Consider the following 15949-nt stretch of genomic DNA (forward strand, 5'->3'; position numbering starts at 1 on the left):
GAACCACCCTGACCCATGGAAGGCTCCCCGATGACCGAGGCACTGCCCACCCTCTGGTTCGTGCTGATCGCCGTGCTCTGGGCCGGCTACCTCTTCCTCGAGGGATTCGACCTCGGGGTGGGGATGCTCATGAAGCTCCTGGCCCGCAACGACACCCAGCGGCGCGTCCTGCTCAACACCGTCGGCCCCGTCTGGGACGGCAACGAGGTGTGGCTCGTCACCGCCATCGGTGCGACCTTCGCAGCCTTCCCGCACTGGTACGCCTCCCTGCTGTCGGCGCTCTACCTGCCGTTCCTGCTGGTGCTGCTCGGCCTGATCTTCCGTGCGGTCGCCTTCGAGTGGCGCGGCAAGCAGGACAGCGACTCCTGGCGCAACCGCTGGGACTGGGCCATCGCCGTCGGCTCCTTCACCGCTGCGGCGGGTATCGGTGCCGCGCTCGCGCTGACGACGACGGGACTGCCGCTCGATGCGAACGGTGACCGCGTGGGAGGCGCTTTCGCGTGGGCCACCCCGCCGGCGCTCCTCGGCGCGGCCGCCGTCGTCCTGTTCTGCCTCGTGCACGCCGCGGCGTTCGTGGCGCTCAAGACCGAGGGGGGCGTGCGGGGCCAGGCCGATCGCCTGTTCCGCCGCCTCCTGCCGTTCGCGCTGATCCCGTTCCTGGGCTGGACGGTCCTCGTGCAGGTGCGCACCGGCTCGGTGGTCACCTGGCTCGCCGTCGTGCTCGCGGTGGCATGCCTCACCGCGTCGTACCGCTCCGCCGTGGGAGGTCGGGATGGGCGGGCGTTCGCGGCGCTCGGCGGCGGGATGCTGGCCATCGTGGGATCGATCTTCGGCGCGGTCTTCCCCGTCGTCCTGCCCTCCACCCTCGACCCCGCGTTCGACCTCACGGTGCAGAATGCCTCGTCCTCGCCCTACACGCTGGGACTGATGAGCGTGGTGGCCTGCTTCGGCGTACCGCTCGTCCTCGCCTACCAGGCCTGGACGTACTGGGTCTTCCGGCGGCGCGTGTCGGAGGCGAGCATCCCGGCCGCCAACGCGGTGACAGCCCTGTGAGCGGAGCCACCAGGACGGCCATGCGGCCGTACAGCACCCCACCGGCCGCCGCGGGGACCGGCGCGGGCGGGGACGGACAGGCGCCCCGCCGCCCGTCCCCGATGGCCGTGCTCAGGTCCGGCGGGCCGGCGGGGGCGGCCGGTTCGACGTCGGCCGTCTACCTTCTCGGCGTCCTCGCCGCCACCCGGGCCGCAGGGCTGGTCCTCATGGCCCAGGCCCTCGCGCTCGGCATCGCGTCCGTCGCGAGCGGGTCGCCGGACGTCCGGGCCGTCCTGCTGCAGGGCGTCCTCGGTGCCGCGCTGCGCACCATCGCGGCGTGGGGCCAGGACGCCACGGCCGCGCGCCTCGCCCTCGGCGTGCGCGAGCGCCTGCGCGAGGCCGCCCTGGTGCGCGTGCTGGACGACGGCGGCACCACGCAGGCCGCTCCTGCCGGCAGCGGGCAGGGCTCCCTCGCGGTACTGCTCACCCGCGGACTCGACGGCCTGGACAAGTACTACGCGCAGTACCTCCCCGCGCTCATCACCTGCGCCGTGGTGCCGCTGATCGTCGGCGCACGGATCCTCGCCGCCGACTGGGTGAGCGCGCTCATCATCGTCCTCACCGTCCCGCTCGTGCCCGTCTTCATGGCACTCATCGGCCTCCACACCCAGGAGCGGACGCGGCAGGCCGCAGACGCGCTGGGGCGACTGTCCGACCACCTCCTCGAACTCGCCAGGGGCCTGCCCGTCCTCGTGGGCCTGGGGCGTGCCGCCGAGCAGACGCGTGCCCTGCGCGACATCGCCGGCACCTACACGTCCCGCACCATGACCACGCTGCGCACGGTCTTCCTCTCGTCCCTCGCGCTCGAGCTCATCAGCACGATCTCCGTCGCCGTCGTCGCGGTCTTCGCCGGTGTGCGCCTCATCCACGGGGACCTCGGCCTGGAGACGGCCCTCATCGCGCTGATCCTCGCGCCCGAGTGCTACGGACCCCTGCGCGACGTCGGTGCGGCCCACCACGCCAGCGAGGACGGCGAGGAGGCCGGAGCCCGGGTCCGGGTGGTCGTCGACGCCCCGGTGGCTCCCTCCCGTTCCGGGCTGTCGTCCGCCTCCGCTCCCGCAGTGCGGGAGGAGACCGGAGTCCTCCTCCGCGTCGATCGGTTGACGGCCGGGTACGACGGCGTCCGGGAGCCGGTCTTCGAGGACGTGTCGTTCGTCCTCGGATCGGGCTCCATCACGGCGCTGCGGGGCCCGAGCGGCTCGGGCAAGTCCACCCTGATGCGGGCGCTGGCCGGGGGAGCGGCGGCACCGGCCGGGCTCCGGCTGCAGGGGAGCATCGCAGGGCCGGTGGACGGCGGCATCGCCTGGGTCCCGCAGCATCCCGAACTCGTGATGGACACGGTCCGCGCCGAACTCGCGCTGTACGCCGGGTTGTCCGAGGACGACCCCGCCATCCGGACCGGGCTCGCCGCCGTCGGCGCCGCGGACCTCGCTGGGCGGCACACGGGGGAGCTGAGCCCCGGCGAACTGCGGCGGGTCGCCGTCGCACGCGCGCTGCTGCGGGCGCAGGATCCGTCGGTCCGGCTCCTGCTGCTCGACGAGCCCACAGCGCACGTGGATCCCGCAGCATCGCGTGCCATCCGCACCGCCATCGAGGGGCGCAGGCCAGGGCTGGCCGTCCTCCTGATCGCGCACGACGACGAGACGGCCGCCATCGCATCGGCCGAGGTGCGGCTCGGCGTGGGGGGACGGCGGGATGCGACCCTCGGAGCCGTCCGTCCGGCACCGGCCGGCACGCCTGGTACGGACGGGCCGCAGGGTCCCAGACCGGACCTCCTTCCGAGCGCTGGCGCCGCCGGTCCCGGCACGTCGTGGTTCGCCGGTGTGCGCGACGTGCTGGTCCTGGTCCGGCCGTGGGACCGCCGGTTCCTGGCGGCCGCGGGGCTGGGGCTCGGCGCCTCGGTCTTCGCCGTCGCACTGACGGCGCTCAGCGGCTGGCTGATCGTCCGCGCCGCCGAGCAGCCGCCCATCCTCCATCTCCTCACCGCGATCGTCGGCGTCCGGTTCTTCGGCATCGGGCGCTCCCTCCTGCGCTACGAGGAGCGCCTCTGGCTGCACCGTGCCGTCTTCCACCGCGCCGACGAGACGCGGCTGCGCCTGTGGACCGGGCTCCTCGGGGCGGGCCGCGCCTGGCGGCTGCTCGCCCGCGGCTCGGGCGGGATCGAACGTCTCGTCGGTGACATCGACGAACTGCGGGACCTGTCCTCGCGTGCCCTGTTGCCCTTCGCGACCGCGGTCCTCACGGGGGTCGCCGCGCTGGCCGCCACCGCCGCGCTCCATCCCGCGTCCCTCGGCTGGCAGGCCCTGTCCGTCGGCGCCGCCCTCGTCGTCGCCCCGCTGATCGCCGTGGTCCGGGAGCGGGCCGCCGGAGCAGCCGCCGTGCAGGTCCGCGCCGACGCGCTCCAGCGCGTCACCGGCCTGCTGAGGGCAGCGCCGGACCTGCGGGTGAACGGCGCGCACCGCGCGGCGCTGGGCTCCACCCGGCGACTCGACCGCCGCGCCGCATCAGCCGCCCGCCGGTCGGCGGCGGCGGCCGGGACCTCGACGGCGGTGATCGTGGCGGCCTGCTGCGCCGCGTCCCTCGGCATCCTCACGACGGCCACCGGCCTGCCCGCCGACCTCACCGCCGTCCTGGTCCTCATGCAACTCGCCCTGGTGGAGCCGTTCGTCGCCGGGAGCTCGGCGGTGCAGCACTGGGGTCCGCTGGCGGCCGTCACACGGCGCATCCAGCCCTCGCTCAGTGCATCCACCACGGGCGCGGAGGGCCATCGGGGCCCCGGGGCCGGCCTGCCGGTGCGGACGGTGGCCCTGGACCGGGCAGCCATCGGCTACGAGCCCGGACATCCCGTGGTGCAGGACGTCGATCTCGACCTCCGTCCGGGACGCTGGACAGGGCTCACCGGACCCTCCGGCAGCGGCAAGTCGACCGTCATCGGAGCCCTCCTGGGTTTCCTGCCCCTCGAGGACGGCAGGCTGCTGGTGGACGGCCGGCCGGTGACGGCGGGCGAGGTGCCGCGGATCGCCTGGTGCCCGCAGGAGAGCCATCTGTTCAACTCGAGCCTGCGCGCGAACCTGCAGCTCGCACGCACTCCCGACGACCCCGCCACCCCGGCGGAGCTGAAGGCGGCACTGCAGGCCGTGGGGCTCGCCGGGCTGGTCGCCGGCCTCGAGCAGGGTCTCGACGCTCCGGTGGGTCCCGGCGGATCCCGGCTCTCGGGCGGCCAGCGGCAGCGGCTCGCCGTCGCCCGCGCCCTGCTGACCCGCTCCGGCGTCGTCCTCCTGGACGAGCCCACGGCGCACCTCGACGCCGAGGGTGCCCGCTCGCTGCTCGCGGACCTGCGGCGCGGGCTCCCGGACACGGCCGTCCTCCTCGTCACGCACGATCAGGACGAAGCGGCGCTCTGCGACGGGGTCATGGCGCTGGGCACCCGCACGGGCGCCGAGCGGGGCTAGGCGCCGCGCCTGCCGGGCGCGCGTCCCCGCCCTGCAATACGCTGGGGTCATGAGTACCGCAGACACCCCGGATGCCCGTACCACGCGCGCCCGGGACGCCGAAGCTCCGGACCTCCCCGCCCTGCTGCAATGGCGACCACTCGCCTACGCCGACATCGACCCCTGGCTCGAGCTGGTCAGGCGCATCGCCGAGGAGGACCAGCCGGACTGGGTGGAGCAACGCGCCGACCTCGAGCAGGCGCTGCGGGCGTCGAAGAACGATTCGCGTCGTGACACGATCGCCGGCTTCGACGGGGACGGCGTGCCGCGCGCGTTCGGACGCCTCTCCATGAATACCGGCTCCTCCCTGGTGCACGGCGCGGGCGGCGTGGACCCCGCGTGGCGCGGGCGCGGGATCGGCCGTGCCGTCTTCGCCTGGCAGGCGAGGCGGGCCGGGATGCGCCTGCTGGAGACCGGACAGGAGGAGGGGATCTTCCGGAACTACGTCGAGGAACGCAACCCCTCGCACCTTGCGCTGCTGCGGGCGAGCGGGAGCAGCATCGTCCGGTACTTCACCGAGATGACGAGGCCGCTGGACCAGCCGATCCCGGACCTGCCGATCCCTCCGGAGCTGGAACTCGTCAGTTTCGCCGAGGGATCCGACAGGAACATCAGCGAACTCGTCCGCCTCGCCCACAACGACGCCTTCCAGGACCATTGGGGCAGCGAACCCCGCGACCAGGAATCCTGGCAGTTCACGGTCACCCACCCCGAGTTCCGCGCCGACTGGAGCCTGGCACTGCTCGACCCTGCGAGGGGCGAGGTGGCGGCATACCAGCTCGCCAGCTACGACCCCGACTCGGAGGAGCTGCTCGGCCACACGGAGGGCTACACGGACCTGCTGGGCGTCCGCAGGACGTGGCGCGGACGCGGTCTCGCTCCGGCTCTGCTCGCGGAGGCGATGCGGCGGTACCGTGCGGCGGGCATCGACAACGCCGGGCTCGGCGTGGACACCGAGAATCCGTCCGGTGCGCTGGGCCTCTACGAACGCATGGGCTACGTGCCGACGCAGCGCTCGATCGTGTTCGATTTCCCGCTTCCCGCCCGCACGGGCTGAGGCGCGTCGCGGGCACCCACAGGCTAGAGCAGGGTGCCCTGTCCCTCGTCGTCCGCTCCGGCCGCCGGTCCTCCGTGCACGACAGGATCCGGCGCCGACCCGTCCACCAGGCGCACGCCGGCGACGGGAGCGACGGGGCGGGACGCCTCGATGAGACCGAGCAGGCTCGGCCCGACGGCGTCGATCTGCTGGGTGAGGGGGACACCCGAACCGTCGCGCCGCCCGTGTTCGGTGGGCAGCGCCCGGGCCACACCGTTCGCGGACGCCGCGCGCGCGGGCCCGTGGCCCGCCCACGCCAGCGACAGGGCTTCCTCGCCGCGGAGGAAACGGTGGGCCCTGACCCCCGCCGTCGCCCGGCCCTTCGGGGGGTACTCGGAGAACTCGGTGACCTTCGCCGAACCGGCCGTCGTGCCGGGCAGCGCGTCGTCCGCGGCGGAGACCGTGACCACCACGCCCTGCTCGTCACCCCGGGCGATCGCGCCGAAGTGCAGGACGGCGTCCCCGGCCGCGAGCTTGATGCCCGCCATGCCGCCGGCCGTCCGGCCCTGCGCTCGCACCGCCGACGCCGGGAAACGCAGCAACTGTGCGAGGCGGGTGATGAACACGAGGTCGTCCTCGTCGCCGGCCGTCGCGACACCGACGACCCTGTCCTTCGGCTTGAGGGAGATGACCTCCCAGTCGTCACGGTTCAGCGGATAGTCGGGCTGCACGCGTTTCACCACGCCCTGCGCGGTACCCAGGGCGACGACGCCGCTCAGCGGTGCCAGTCCCACGAGGGACTCGCCGCGCTCGAGCGTGATGAACTCCGACGACGGCACTCCGCCCGCCAGGTTCGGCACGCCGGCGGTGGGCGGCAGGGCCGGCATGTCCATCACCTGGAGGCGGATCATGCGTCCCCCGGACGTCACGGCTCCCACCTCGCCCCGGGCCGTCGAGGGCAGCACGGACCGGAAGGCGTCGTGCTTGATGCGCTGGCCGTCGCCGAGCGGCTGGCGGTCGGACGTGCGGGCGAGCTGCCCCGAGGCCGACAGGAGGACCCAGCAGGGGTCGTCGGCGATCTCCAGCGGGAGGACCGCCTTGGCGCCCTTGCCGGCAGGAGCGGCGGGCAGGGTCCCCTTGAGCGGCGCCGAGGCCTCCGACTCCAGGAGCACCGTGCGCCGCGGCGTGGCGAACTGGTCGGAGAGTCCGGCGAGTTCGTCGGAGACGAGGGTCCTCAGGCGCTCCTCGGAGCCGAGGATCGCCTCGAGTTCGGCGATCTCGCGGCGGAGCTGGTCCTGTTCCTTCTCCAGCTCGATCCGCGAGTACCGGGTCAGCTGCCGCAGCCGGAGCTCGAGGATGTAGTTCGCCTGCGTCTCGGACAGGTCGTAGATGGACATCAGGCGCTCGCGCGCCGCGGACGCCTCGTCCGAGGACCGGATGATCTGGATGACCTCGTCGATGTCGACGATCGCGATGAGCAGCCCCTCCACGAGGTGCAGGCGGTCGCGCTTGCGCTGCAGCCGGTAGGAGGTGCGACGGCGCACCACCAGGATGCGGTGGGCGATGTACACCCGGAGCAGCTCCACGAGCCCGAGGGTGCGGGGCTGACCGTCGACGAGGGCCACGTTGTTGATGCCGAACGAGTCCTCCATCGGCGTGAAGCGGTACAGCTGCGCGAGGACGGCGTTCGGGTTGAAGCCGTTCTTGAGCTCGATCACGAGGCGCAGGCCGTGCGTGCGATCGGTGAGGTCCACGATGTCCGAGATGCCCTGCAGCTTCTTCGACGTGACTGCGTCCTTGATCCGCTCGATCACCTTCTCGGGGCCCACGGTGTAGGGGAGCTCGGTGACCACGAGGCCCGTGCGCCGCGCCGAGAGCTGCTCCACGGTGACCTTCGCGCGGGTCTTGAAGGACCCGCGGCCCGTCGCGTAGGCGTCGCGTACGCCGTCGAGCCCCACGATCCTGCCACCGCTCGGGAGGTCGGGCCCGGGGACGAAGCGCATCACGTCCTCGAGCGAGGCATCCGGATTCGCGATTAGATGGCGTGCCGCAGCGACCACCTCGCCGAGGTTGTGCGGCGGCATGTTCGTCGCCATGCCGACGGCGATCCCGCTGGCACCGTTGACGAGCAGGTTGGGGAACGCCGCGGGGAGGACCTCCGGCTGCGTGAGCTGGTTGTCGTAGTTGGGGACGAAGTCGACGACGTCCTCGTCGAGGTGGTCGGTCAGCGCCAGGGCGGCCGCCGCGAGGCGCGCCTCCGTGTACCGGGCGGCCGCCGGACCGTCGTCGAGCGAGCCGAAGTTGCCGTGGCCGTCGATGAGGGGCAGCCTCAGCGAGAAGTCCTGCGCCATGCGCACCATGGCGTCGTAGATGGCGCTGTCACCGTGCGGGTGCAGCTTGCCCATGACCTCACCGACCACGCGTGCGGACTTCACATGCCCGCGGTCGGGACGCAGGCCCATGTCCGTCATCATGTACAGGATGCGCCGCTGGACGGGCTTGAGGCCGTCGCGCGCATCCGGCAGGGCGCGCGAGTAGATCACGGAGTACGCGTACTCCAGGAAGGACTCCTCCATCTCGGTCTCGACATCGATGTCGATGATCTTCTCGGTGAAATCCTCCGGCGGTGCGGAGTTCTGGCGCCTGGCCATGTGCGGTGCGGTTCCTCAACAACTCGGGTGGGCAGATCGGGTGGTCGGCGGGCATCCGCGGTCCGCGGGCGGTTCCGGCAGCGGACCGACCCACGGTCGAGGGGATGCCGACTACCCTGAGTCTATGGTGGCGGACGGACAATACCCGGAATATTGGGAGGCTGATGTCGTCCTGCGCGACGGCGGGACGGCGCACCTGCGGCCCATCTCGCCTCTCGACGCGGACGCGGTGCAGGCCTTCCACGTGCGCCAGTCGCAGAATTCGATCTACCTCCGCTTCTTCACGTACAAGGCCACGCTCAGCGCGAAGGAGCTCAAGCGCTTCACGGAGGTGGACCACCGGGACCGCGTGGCCTTCGTCATCACGCGCGGCACGGACATCATCGGCATCGGCCGCTACGACCGCCTCGACGATCCGCTCGAGGCCGAGGTCGCCTTCAACGTCTCGGACCACCACCAGGGACGCGGGGTCGGCTCCATCCTGCTCGAGCACCTCGCCGCGGCCGCCCGCGAGAACGGCATCCGCCGGTTCTCGGCCGAGGTCCTTCCCGAGAACCGCAAGATGATCACCGTCTTCGCCGAGGCCGGCTACGAGGTCGATCGGCACTTCGACGACGGGGTCGTGATGCTGGGCTTCGACATCGATCCCACCCGCCGGTCGCAGGCCGTCATGGAGTCGAGGGAGCACCGCGCCGAGGCCAGGAGCATGGCGGAGCTCCTGACGCCGTCGTCCGTGGCGGTGATCGGCGCGAGCCGCGAGTGGGGGACGGTGGGCCATGCCCTCCTCGAGCACCTGATCGACGGTGGCTTCACGGGCACGGTGTACGCCGTCAACCCCGAGGCCTTCGAACTGCACGGCATCATGTCCCACGCCTCCCTCACGGAGGTACCCGAGCAGGTGGACCTCGCCGTCATCGCCGTGCCGCACGAGCAGGTGGACGCCGTCGTGGAGGAGTGTGCCCGCGCAGGCGTCAAAGGACTCCTCGTGGCCACCGCAGGCTATGCCGACGACGGCGGCGACGGGCTGGCGCGCCAGCGCGCCCTCGTGCACAAGGCCAGGGCGCACGGCATGCGCGTGGTGGGGCCGGCATCCCTGGGCCTCGTCAACACCGACCCCGCGGTCCGGCTGAACGCCTCGATGGCGCCCGGCCTGCCCGAACGGGGAGCGCTCTCCCTGTTCAGCCAGTCCGCCGGCCTCGGTGTCCTCCTCTACGCCAGCGCGCGGCGGCGCGGGCTCGGGGTGTCCTCCGTGATCTCCGCCGGCAACCGGGCCGACGTGTCCGGCAACGATGCCATGCAGTTCTGGGAGGACGATCCGAGCACGCGCGCCGTGGGTCTCTACTTCGAGTCGATCGGCAACCCGAGGAAGTTCTCGCGCATCGCCCGCCGCCTCGCCCTGACCAAGCCCGTCATCGTGGCGAAGTCCGATGTCACGGGCCTGCAGCTGCCGCCGGGACACGCGGTCCGCACCACCCAGGCACCGCCGGGAGCGCTCGACTCGATGCTCCGGCAGTCCGGCGTCATGAGGGTCGAGACGACGGAGCAGCTGATGGACATCGCGCAGATCGTCGCGAGCCAGCCGCTGCCGCAGGGACCGGGCGTCGCCGTCTTCAGCAACTCCTCGGCCCTCGGCAAGGTGGTCGCCGACGGCGTGGCCTCGCAGGGCATGACCGTCGCGCGGCTGGAGGCCGGGCTCGAGCTCGACACCGGGCAGTCCGTGGCGCTTCCCGCCCTCAGATCGGTGGTCGCGGATGCACTGCGGGATGATGCGGTCCACGCCGCCGTGGTCACGACGCTGCCCGCCCGGGGACTCCCGGCTGAGACCATCGCGGCCTGCCTCCAGCAATGCGCCGAGGAGGCCGGCAAGCCCGTCATCGCCTCGTTCACCGGCACCCTGGACACACGCCTCCAACTCGACGGCCTCGTCGCCTCCGCGCCGCCGCCGGATCCCCGGGTGACGGACCCTCGGAGGACGGCGGCGCTGTCGTCCGATCGGCTGTCACCGGGGTCCCCGGCGGAGGTGGCGGCGGGCGGCCCCGGAACGGTCCGGGCCCCCCTCGCCGGTGCCACCCCGGAACCGCAGGCCGCGGACACGGTCCTGCCCCTGCAGCGTGGCATACCCTGCTTCCCGAGTCCCGGCGCCGCCCTGGCCGCCCTGGGCGCCGTGGTGCGCTACGCGATGTGGCGCACGCGGGACCACGGCGAGTTCCTCGACCCCGACGGCGTGGACGTCGACGAGGCCGTCCGCGTCCTCGCCGGCGTCCGGGCGCGCGTCACGGATGTCGAGCTGACCCGGCTCGCCCCCGAGGAGTGCGGGGCACTCATGGAGGCGTACGGGATCCGGCTCCTGCCGTCGGTGCGGTTCGCCTCGGCCGACGAAGCGGTCGAGGCGGCCGAGCGCCTCGGCTGGCCGGTCGCCCTCAAGACCATGGACGAGCACCTCCGCCACCGCCTGGACCTCGGCGGCGTGCGGCTCAACATCGACGACGCCGAATCGCTGCGACGCAACATCACGCAGATGGCGCACGTCCTGGCGCCCTTCGGCAGCTTCGGCATGGAAGTGCAGTCCATGGCCCCCTCCGGCCAGGCCTGCAGCATCCGCGCCATCGAGGATCCCCTCATGGGGCCCGTGGTCTCCTTCGGCCTCGCGGGTGACGCCGTCAACCTGCTCGACGACTGGGCGCACGCCGTCCCGCCCCTGAGCACCGGGGACCTCGCCGATCTCGTGCGGGCACCGCGCGCCTCCCGCAAGCTCTTCGGCTACCAGGGGCTCCCTGCCGCGGACGTTCCGGCGCTCGAGGACCTCGTGGCCCGCGTGGCGCTCCTGAAGGACAACCACCCCGAGATCGCCCGCCTCGACTTCAACCCGGTCCTCGTCGCGACGTCGGGCCTTGCGGTCCTGAGCGCCGCGATCGACGTCGGGAACCCCCAGCGGCGCACGGACAGCGCCCGCCGCGCCATGCGGGACTGACGCCCGCTGGTTAGGCACAACCCGGCCCGGTGGGGGAAACTGGGGGTATGACCCCATCGCTTTCCGCCCAGCGGCGTGACCTCGATGCATCGCTCGAGCGGGCCGGCTTCTACCCGCGTCTCGTGGCCGACGTCGTCCACGACGCCCTCGACGGCCGCGAGCCGCTGTCCCACGTGGCCCACCTCGAGACGCACTTCGAGCGCACCGAGGTGCACCGGCACATCACGGTGCTCGTCCTCACCGAGGACATGCTGGTCATCACGCACGTGGACGACCAGCAGCTCGACGACGCGGGCGAGCAGGTGATGGCGCAAATCTCCACCGAATCCGTCCCGGTGAGCCAGATCCGCTCGGTGGTCCTCAGCTACCTCTACGCGCAGCCGCAGGACTACAAGCCCAGCGACCAGGTCCGCGAGATGACGCTCGCGATCGCCTGGTCGGGCGGCCAGCGCCTCGACATCGGCCCCGCGAGCTGCGGCGACCCGCAGTGCGACGCCGACCACGGTTTCACGGGCACGGTGGCGCAGGAGGACATCGTGCTGCGTGTCAGTGCCGAGGCCGACGGCGCCCAGGCGGTGCAGAACGCCAAGGCCTTCGCCCGTGCCCTGAGGAAGGTGAACACGGCGAGCCCCGCGTCGGGCGGGTACGTCGGATCCGACGTGGCCCCGCGCCGCCAACCCGGCTTCGGCGGGCGCTTCAACCGCCCCCATCACCAGCGGTAGCGGTTGATGCCCTTCCAGCACCTGGAGCGCCTCCCGCCCGCGCCCGCCTACGGGACCGCCACCGTCGCCGAGGTCCTCACCAGTTCGGCCGCGGCCCTGGGCGTCGATGGCTTCGGCAACGCCCTCGCCCTGCCGGCCTCCCGCCGGATCGCCGTGGTCATGGTGGACGGCCTCGGCCTGTCGCTGCTCCGGAAGTACGCGGCCCACGCTCCGTACCTCCGGGAGAGCCTCGACGCGGCCCGAGCGCTGTCCTCGGCTTTCCCGTCCACCACGGCCGCGTCCCTCGCCGGCCTCGGTACGGGCCTCGCACCCGGCCTGCACGGCATGGTCGGCTACGACGTCCTCGATCCTGCGCAGGGACGCGTGGTCAACATGCTGGGCCGCTGGGACGCCGGCGTCGATCCGCTCGCCTGGCAACCGCACCCGACGGTCTTCGAGCGCGTGTCCCAGCACCTTCCGGTCGTCACCGTGAGCCAGCCCCGCTTCGCCGACTCGCCCATGACGCGGGCGGCCCTGCGGGGCGGCGCCTTCGTGGGCGCGCAGACCATCCACGCCCGCATCGACGCGGCGGCCGAGCAGCTGGCGAGCGCCCCGCGCATGCTCATGTACTTCTATCTCAACGACCTCGACAAGGCCGGACACCGGTACGGCGTCGACTCCGCGGAGTGGCTGCGGACCCTGGAGGACCTGGACGCCGCGCTCAGGCTCCTGGCCCGGAGGGTCCCGCCCGACACTCTCCTGCTCCTCACCGCCGACCACGGCATGGTGGACATCCCGCCGTCGCAGCGCATCGACTACTCCGAGCGCGCCGGTCTCGTCGACGGAGTGGCCCACACAGGGGGCGAGCCGCGCATGCTCCACCTGTACCTCGAGCAGGATCTCGCCGTCCGCGACCGCGAGTCGCTGGCCCTGCGCTGGCACGAGGCGTTCGGTACCCGGGCGTGGATCCTCCCGCGGGACGAGGCCGTGGCCGCAGGCTACTTCGGACCGGTCTCGGACACGGTGCTGCCACGTATCGGGGACCTCCTGGTCCTCGCACGGGAAGGCATCGCCCTCCTCGACGGGCGGCGCGTCCAGCCGGTCGCGTTCGACGTCGTCGGGCAGCACGGCTCGCTGACGCGGGCCGAGCGGGAGATCCCGCTGCTGGTCCTGGGCAAACCCCCCGCCGGCGGTTCCCGACGGGGGAGCGGCAAGGGTGCCGGCCGTGGCTGAGCTGTTGTTCTTCTCCGGCACCATGGACTGCGGCAAGTCGACGCTCGCGCTCCAAATGGACCACAACCATAAGGCACGCGGGCGTCGCGGGCTGCTCTTCAGCTCCCACGACCGCGCCGGCGAATCCATGATCTCGAGCAGGCTCGGCCTGCAGGTACCGGCGGTCGAGGTCTTCCCCGAGACCGACTTCTGGGTCGAACTGACGCTGCGGCAGACCATGGGCGCACGCATCGACTACGTCATCTGCGACGAGGCGCAGTTCTACACCGTCGACCAGATCGACCAGCTGGCCCGCATCGTGGACGAGATGGACATCGACGTGTTCAGCTTCGGCATCACCTCCGATTTCCGGACACGGCTGTTTCCCGGGTCGCAGCGCCTCATCGAGCTCGCGGACCGCGTCCAGGTCCTGCAGGTCGAGGCCCTGTGCTGGTGCGGCAAGCGGGCCACGCACAACGCGCGCACGGTCGACGGCGTCATGGTGGTCGAGGGCGACCAGATGGTGGTGGGAGACGTCGACCAGCCCGGCGACGAGGACTCGCCTGCGGCACCGGCTGCCGGGGCAGCCGCGGACCCGGTCACGTCCGTCCGCGTGCCGGTGGTGGGCTACGAGACGCTCTGCCGTCGGCACCACATGCGACGGCAGACGTCCCGCACGTCGCCGTCCCTCGTCTCCAACGAGATGCCGCTGCCCTTCGAGGAGAGGGCGGTCCCGCCGCGCAGCGGAGGTACCCCGACCCTGCAGGACGCGGAACCGGGTACCAGCGGCTCCTGAGCCGGGCGCACCGCAGAACGGCGCCGCCACCGACAGCGCGGAGGCACGCAGCGCGGGTCAGTCGCCCTTGCGTCCGAACACGATGTCGTCCCAGCTGGGGACGCTGGAGCGTTTCGGTTTGACGCGCCGCTCGGGGGTGGCCTCCGCTGCGTCCTTGCCCTGATCCTTGATGGGGTCCTTGCCCGCATTCTTGACCGTCTGCTCGGCGGGATCCTTGTCCGGGCCCTTCGCTGCCGCCGCCGCGCCGCGGCCGCCGGCGCGTGCCGCCGGCGACCCCGTCCCCTGCTGCGCCGCTGCCGGCGGTTGGAGCCTGCGCGTCGGTCGCGCGAAGATGCTGATCTCGCGCGTGTCCGTGCTGACGCCCTCGTACAGCCGGGGCGTGCCGTCCTCGTGGTGGGTGGGGTCGGCGGCCGCGCTCCCGAGGACGTCGCCGCCCTGACCGTCATCGGCGGTTCCGTCGTCGGCGCCGTCGTCCTGACCGGTGTCCGTCTCCGTGTCGGCGGCGACCCCGGACCGAGGAGCGAGGGCCAGCCCCGGCATGGGGACCTCCTCGCCCTCCGGCGTCTCCTGGTCGGCGTCCTCGTCACGGGGATGCGCGGCGGGGATGCTCCCGCGTGTCAGCAGCTCGGCGAGGGCGTCGTCGCCTTCCTCGTCGGCGCCGAGGCGCTGGCCGCGACGGGAGCGGAGCACGTCGAGCAGACCGTCCTGGTCCGGCGTCGGAGCCTCGTCCTCCTTCTCCGCCTCGAAGTCGAACACACGGTCCGCCACGGCGCTGAGCCGGCGTGAGGGGAGCGGGCCGTCGAGCGGCTCCAGTTCGCTGAGCACCTGCGCCCAGCGGTTGGCGTTGGCGACGGTCTTGCGTGTGGGGTTGTACGTCCACTGGGCGGGAGGCTGTTCGCCGAGGTCCACCGTCGAATCGTCCGGCAGGTCGAAGGACGCCTCGACGTGCCAGGAGCCGTCCGGACGGCGCCAGGAGTCCCATTCGAGCGACACGGGGTCGATCCCGTAACTCTGGACACGGAAGGCGACCATGTCCCCGAGCAGTGCGGGGTCGTCCCCGAAGGCCGATCGGTAGCCGTCGTGGCTGGGCAGCGGCGTGGCGACCTCCACCCGCTGGGCCAGATAGGCCACGTAGTCGCGCTCGGCACGCACCGGTCCCTCGTACCGCTCGACGTGCGCGAGATCGAGTCCGGATTCGGCGGCGACCTGTTCGGCCGTGGCGCCCGAGCGGATACGCGACTGGATGTCCCGGGGGGTCAGATGCACCGGCGGCTTCGGCGGCTTCGGGGGTTTCGCGGGCTTCGGACGGACCGGCTCCGGAGCCTCCGGTGATGCTGCCAGGGGTGCGTCCGGGATCCGGTCGCTCGCGGCCCGCAGCGCATCGTCGATGGGAAGGCGGTAGGACGTGCCGTCCCCGCCGCTCAACAGCAGATGTTCGCCATCCTCATGGACACCCACCAGGCGTAACTCCTGCATCAATTCCTCCAGCCGACAATAATTGCTACGTGAAACTTTGCCATTGAATGTCGGCCTTTCCTACTACGCGGTGAGGCGTGGCGGCCGGCACACCGGGAGCGGGCACAAATCCCGGCCTTTCGGCGTTGTTGGAGCCGGAGGGGCAGACCCCGGCGTTGGCCAGAGAGTATGGAGCGGAAGACAGGTATGACGACAGACTACGACGCGCCGCGCACGGCGGTCGACGACGACGACTCGAACACCCGCACGGACGTTCTCGCGGGGCATCGGCCGGCGGGGCAGACCGCGCAGATGATCGCACCGGTCGACGATGACGAACTCGAAGCGGCGGATTCCTACGATCTGCCGGGAGCTGACCTCTCCAGCGAGGAGATCTCCGTGCAGATCCTCGCCGCGCAGGCCGACGAGTTCACCTGCGCCTCGTGCTTCCTCGTCCGTCACCGGTCGCAGATCGCACTCGACAGGGGCGGGCAGCTGTACTGCATGGACTGCGAGGGCTGACACAACCGCAGCAGATGTGGCA

The 15949-nt window shown here is 72.2% G+C and carries 10 protein-coding genes; 8 read left to right on the forward strand and 2 right to left on the reverse strand.

What is annotated here, in order from left to right; genetic code table 11:
- Positions 1 to 30 precede the first annotated feature (30 nt).
- Genes cydB through AC0Z9V_RS00510 form a run of 3 tightly spaced genes read left to right on the forward strand, consistent with a single transcriptional unit; the run spans position 31 to position 5640 of the window.
- Positions 31 to 1053, forward strand: coding sequence for a cytochrome d ubiquinol oxidase subunit II (gene cydB / locus AC0Z9V_RS00500; protein WP_485140381.1), 1023 nt, complete (start codon positions 31 to 33; stop codon positions 1051 to 1053).
- Positions 1054 to 1073: 20 nt separating this feature from the next.
- Positions 1074 to 4544 (forward strand): thiol reductant ABC exporter subunit CydC, encoded by a 3471-nt coding sequence (gene cydC / locus AC0Z9V_RS00505; protein WP_485140382.1) that lies wholly within the window; start codon positions 1074 to 1076, stop codon positions 4542 to 4544.
- A gap of 49 nt (positions 4545 to 4593) precedes the next feature.
- Positions 4594 to 5640, forward strand: coding sequence for a GNAT family N-acetyltransferase (locus tag AC0Z9V_RS00510; RefSeq protein WP_485140383.1), 1047 nt, complete (start codon positions 4594 to 4596; stop codon positions 5638 to 5640).
- 23 nt (positions 5641 to 5663) lie between these two features.
- On the opposite strand, the gene AC0Z9V_RS00515 is transcribed toward AC0Z9V_RS00510, so the two are convergent.
- Positions 5664 to 8270 carry a DNA gyrase/topoisomerase IV subunit A gene (locus tag AC0Z9V_RS00515; protein WP_485140384.1) on the reverse strand — a complete coding sequence of 869 codons (2607 nt, stop codon included), beginning with the start codon at positions 8268 to 8270 and terminating at the stop codon, positions 5664 to 5666.
- Positions 8271 to 8394: 124 nt separating this feature from the next.
- On the opposite strand from AC0Z9V_RS00515, the gene AC0Z9V_RS00520 reads away from it, so the two are divergent.
- Genes AC0Z9V_RS00520 through AC0Z9V_RS00535 form a run of 4 tightly spaced genes read left to right on the forward strand, consistent with a single transcriptional unit; the run spans position 8395 to position 13950 of the window.
- The gene (locus AC0Z9V_RS00520) at positions 8395 to 11241 is read left to right on the forward strand and encodes a bifunctional acetate--CoA ligase family protein/GNAT family N-acetyltransferase (RefSeq protein WP_485140385.1); all 2847 of its coding nucleotides are present in this window, start codon (positions 8395 to 8397) and stop codon (positions 11239 to 11241) included.
- Between the two features lie 47 nt (positions 11242 to 11288).
- Complete coding sequence (locus AC0Z9V_RS00525) at positions 11289 to 11963, forward strand: DUF5998 family protein (RefSeq protein WP_133081702.1); 675 nt, start codon at positions 11289 to 11291, stop codon at positions 11961 to 11963.
- A 6-nt stretch (positions 11964 to 11969) separates the two neighbouring features.
- Positions 11970 to 13175, forward strand: coding sequence for an alkaline phosphatase family protein (locus AC0Z9V_RS00530; RefSeq protein WP_485140386.1), 1206 nt, complete (start codon positions 11970 to 11972; stop codon positions 13173 to 13175).
- The gene (locus AC0Z9V_RS00535) at positions 13168 to 13950 is read left to right on the forward strand and encodes a thymidine kinase (protein WP_485140387.1); all 783 of its coding nucleotides are present in this window, start codon (positions 13168 to 13170) and stop codon (positions 13948 to 13950) included. Before AC0Z9V_RS00530 ends, AC0Z9V_RS00535 begins: the two co-directional genes overlap by 8 nt.
- Before the next feature lie 57 nt (positions 13951 to 14007).
- Here the strand turns inward: AC0Z9V_RS00535 and sepH are convergent, their stop codons facing one another.
- A complete protein-coding gene (sepH, locus tag AC0Z9V_RS00540) occupies positions 14008 to 15426 on the reverse strand; it encodes a septation protein SepH (protein WP_485140388.1) in 1419 nt (472 codons plus the stop codon).
- A 186-nt stretch (positions 15427 to 15612) separates the two neighbouring features.
- On the opposite strand from sepH, the gene AC0Z9V_RS00545 reads away from it, so the two are divergent.
- Entirely contained in the window at positions 15613 to 15927 is a 315-nt protein-coding gene (locus AC0Z9V_RS00545) for a DUF4193 domain-containing protein (protein ID WP_485140389.1), read from the forward strand.
- Positions 15928 to 15949: the final 22 nt, after the last annotated feature.

Source organism: Arthrobacter sp. UYP4 (assembly GCF_057291175.1).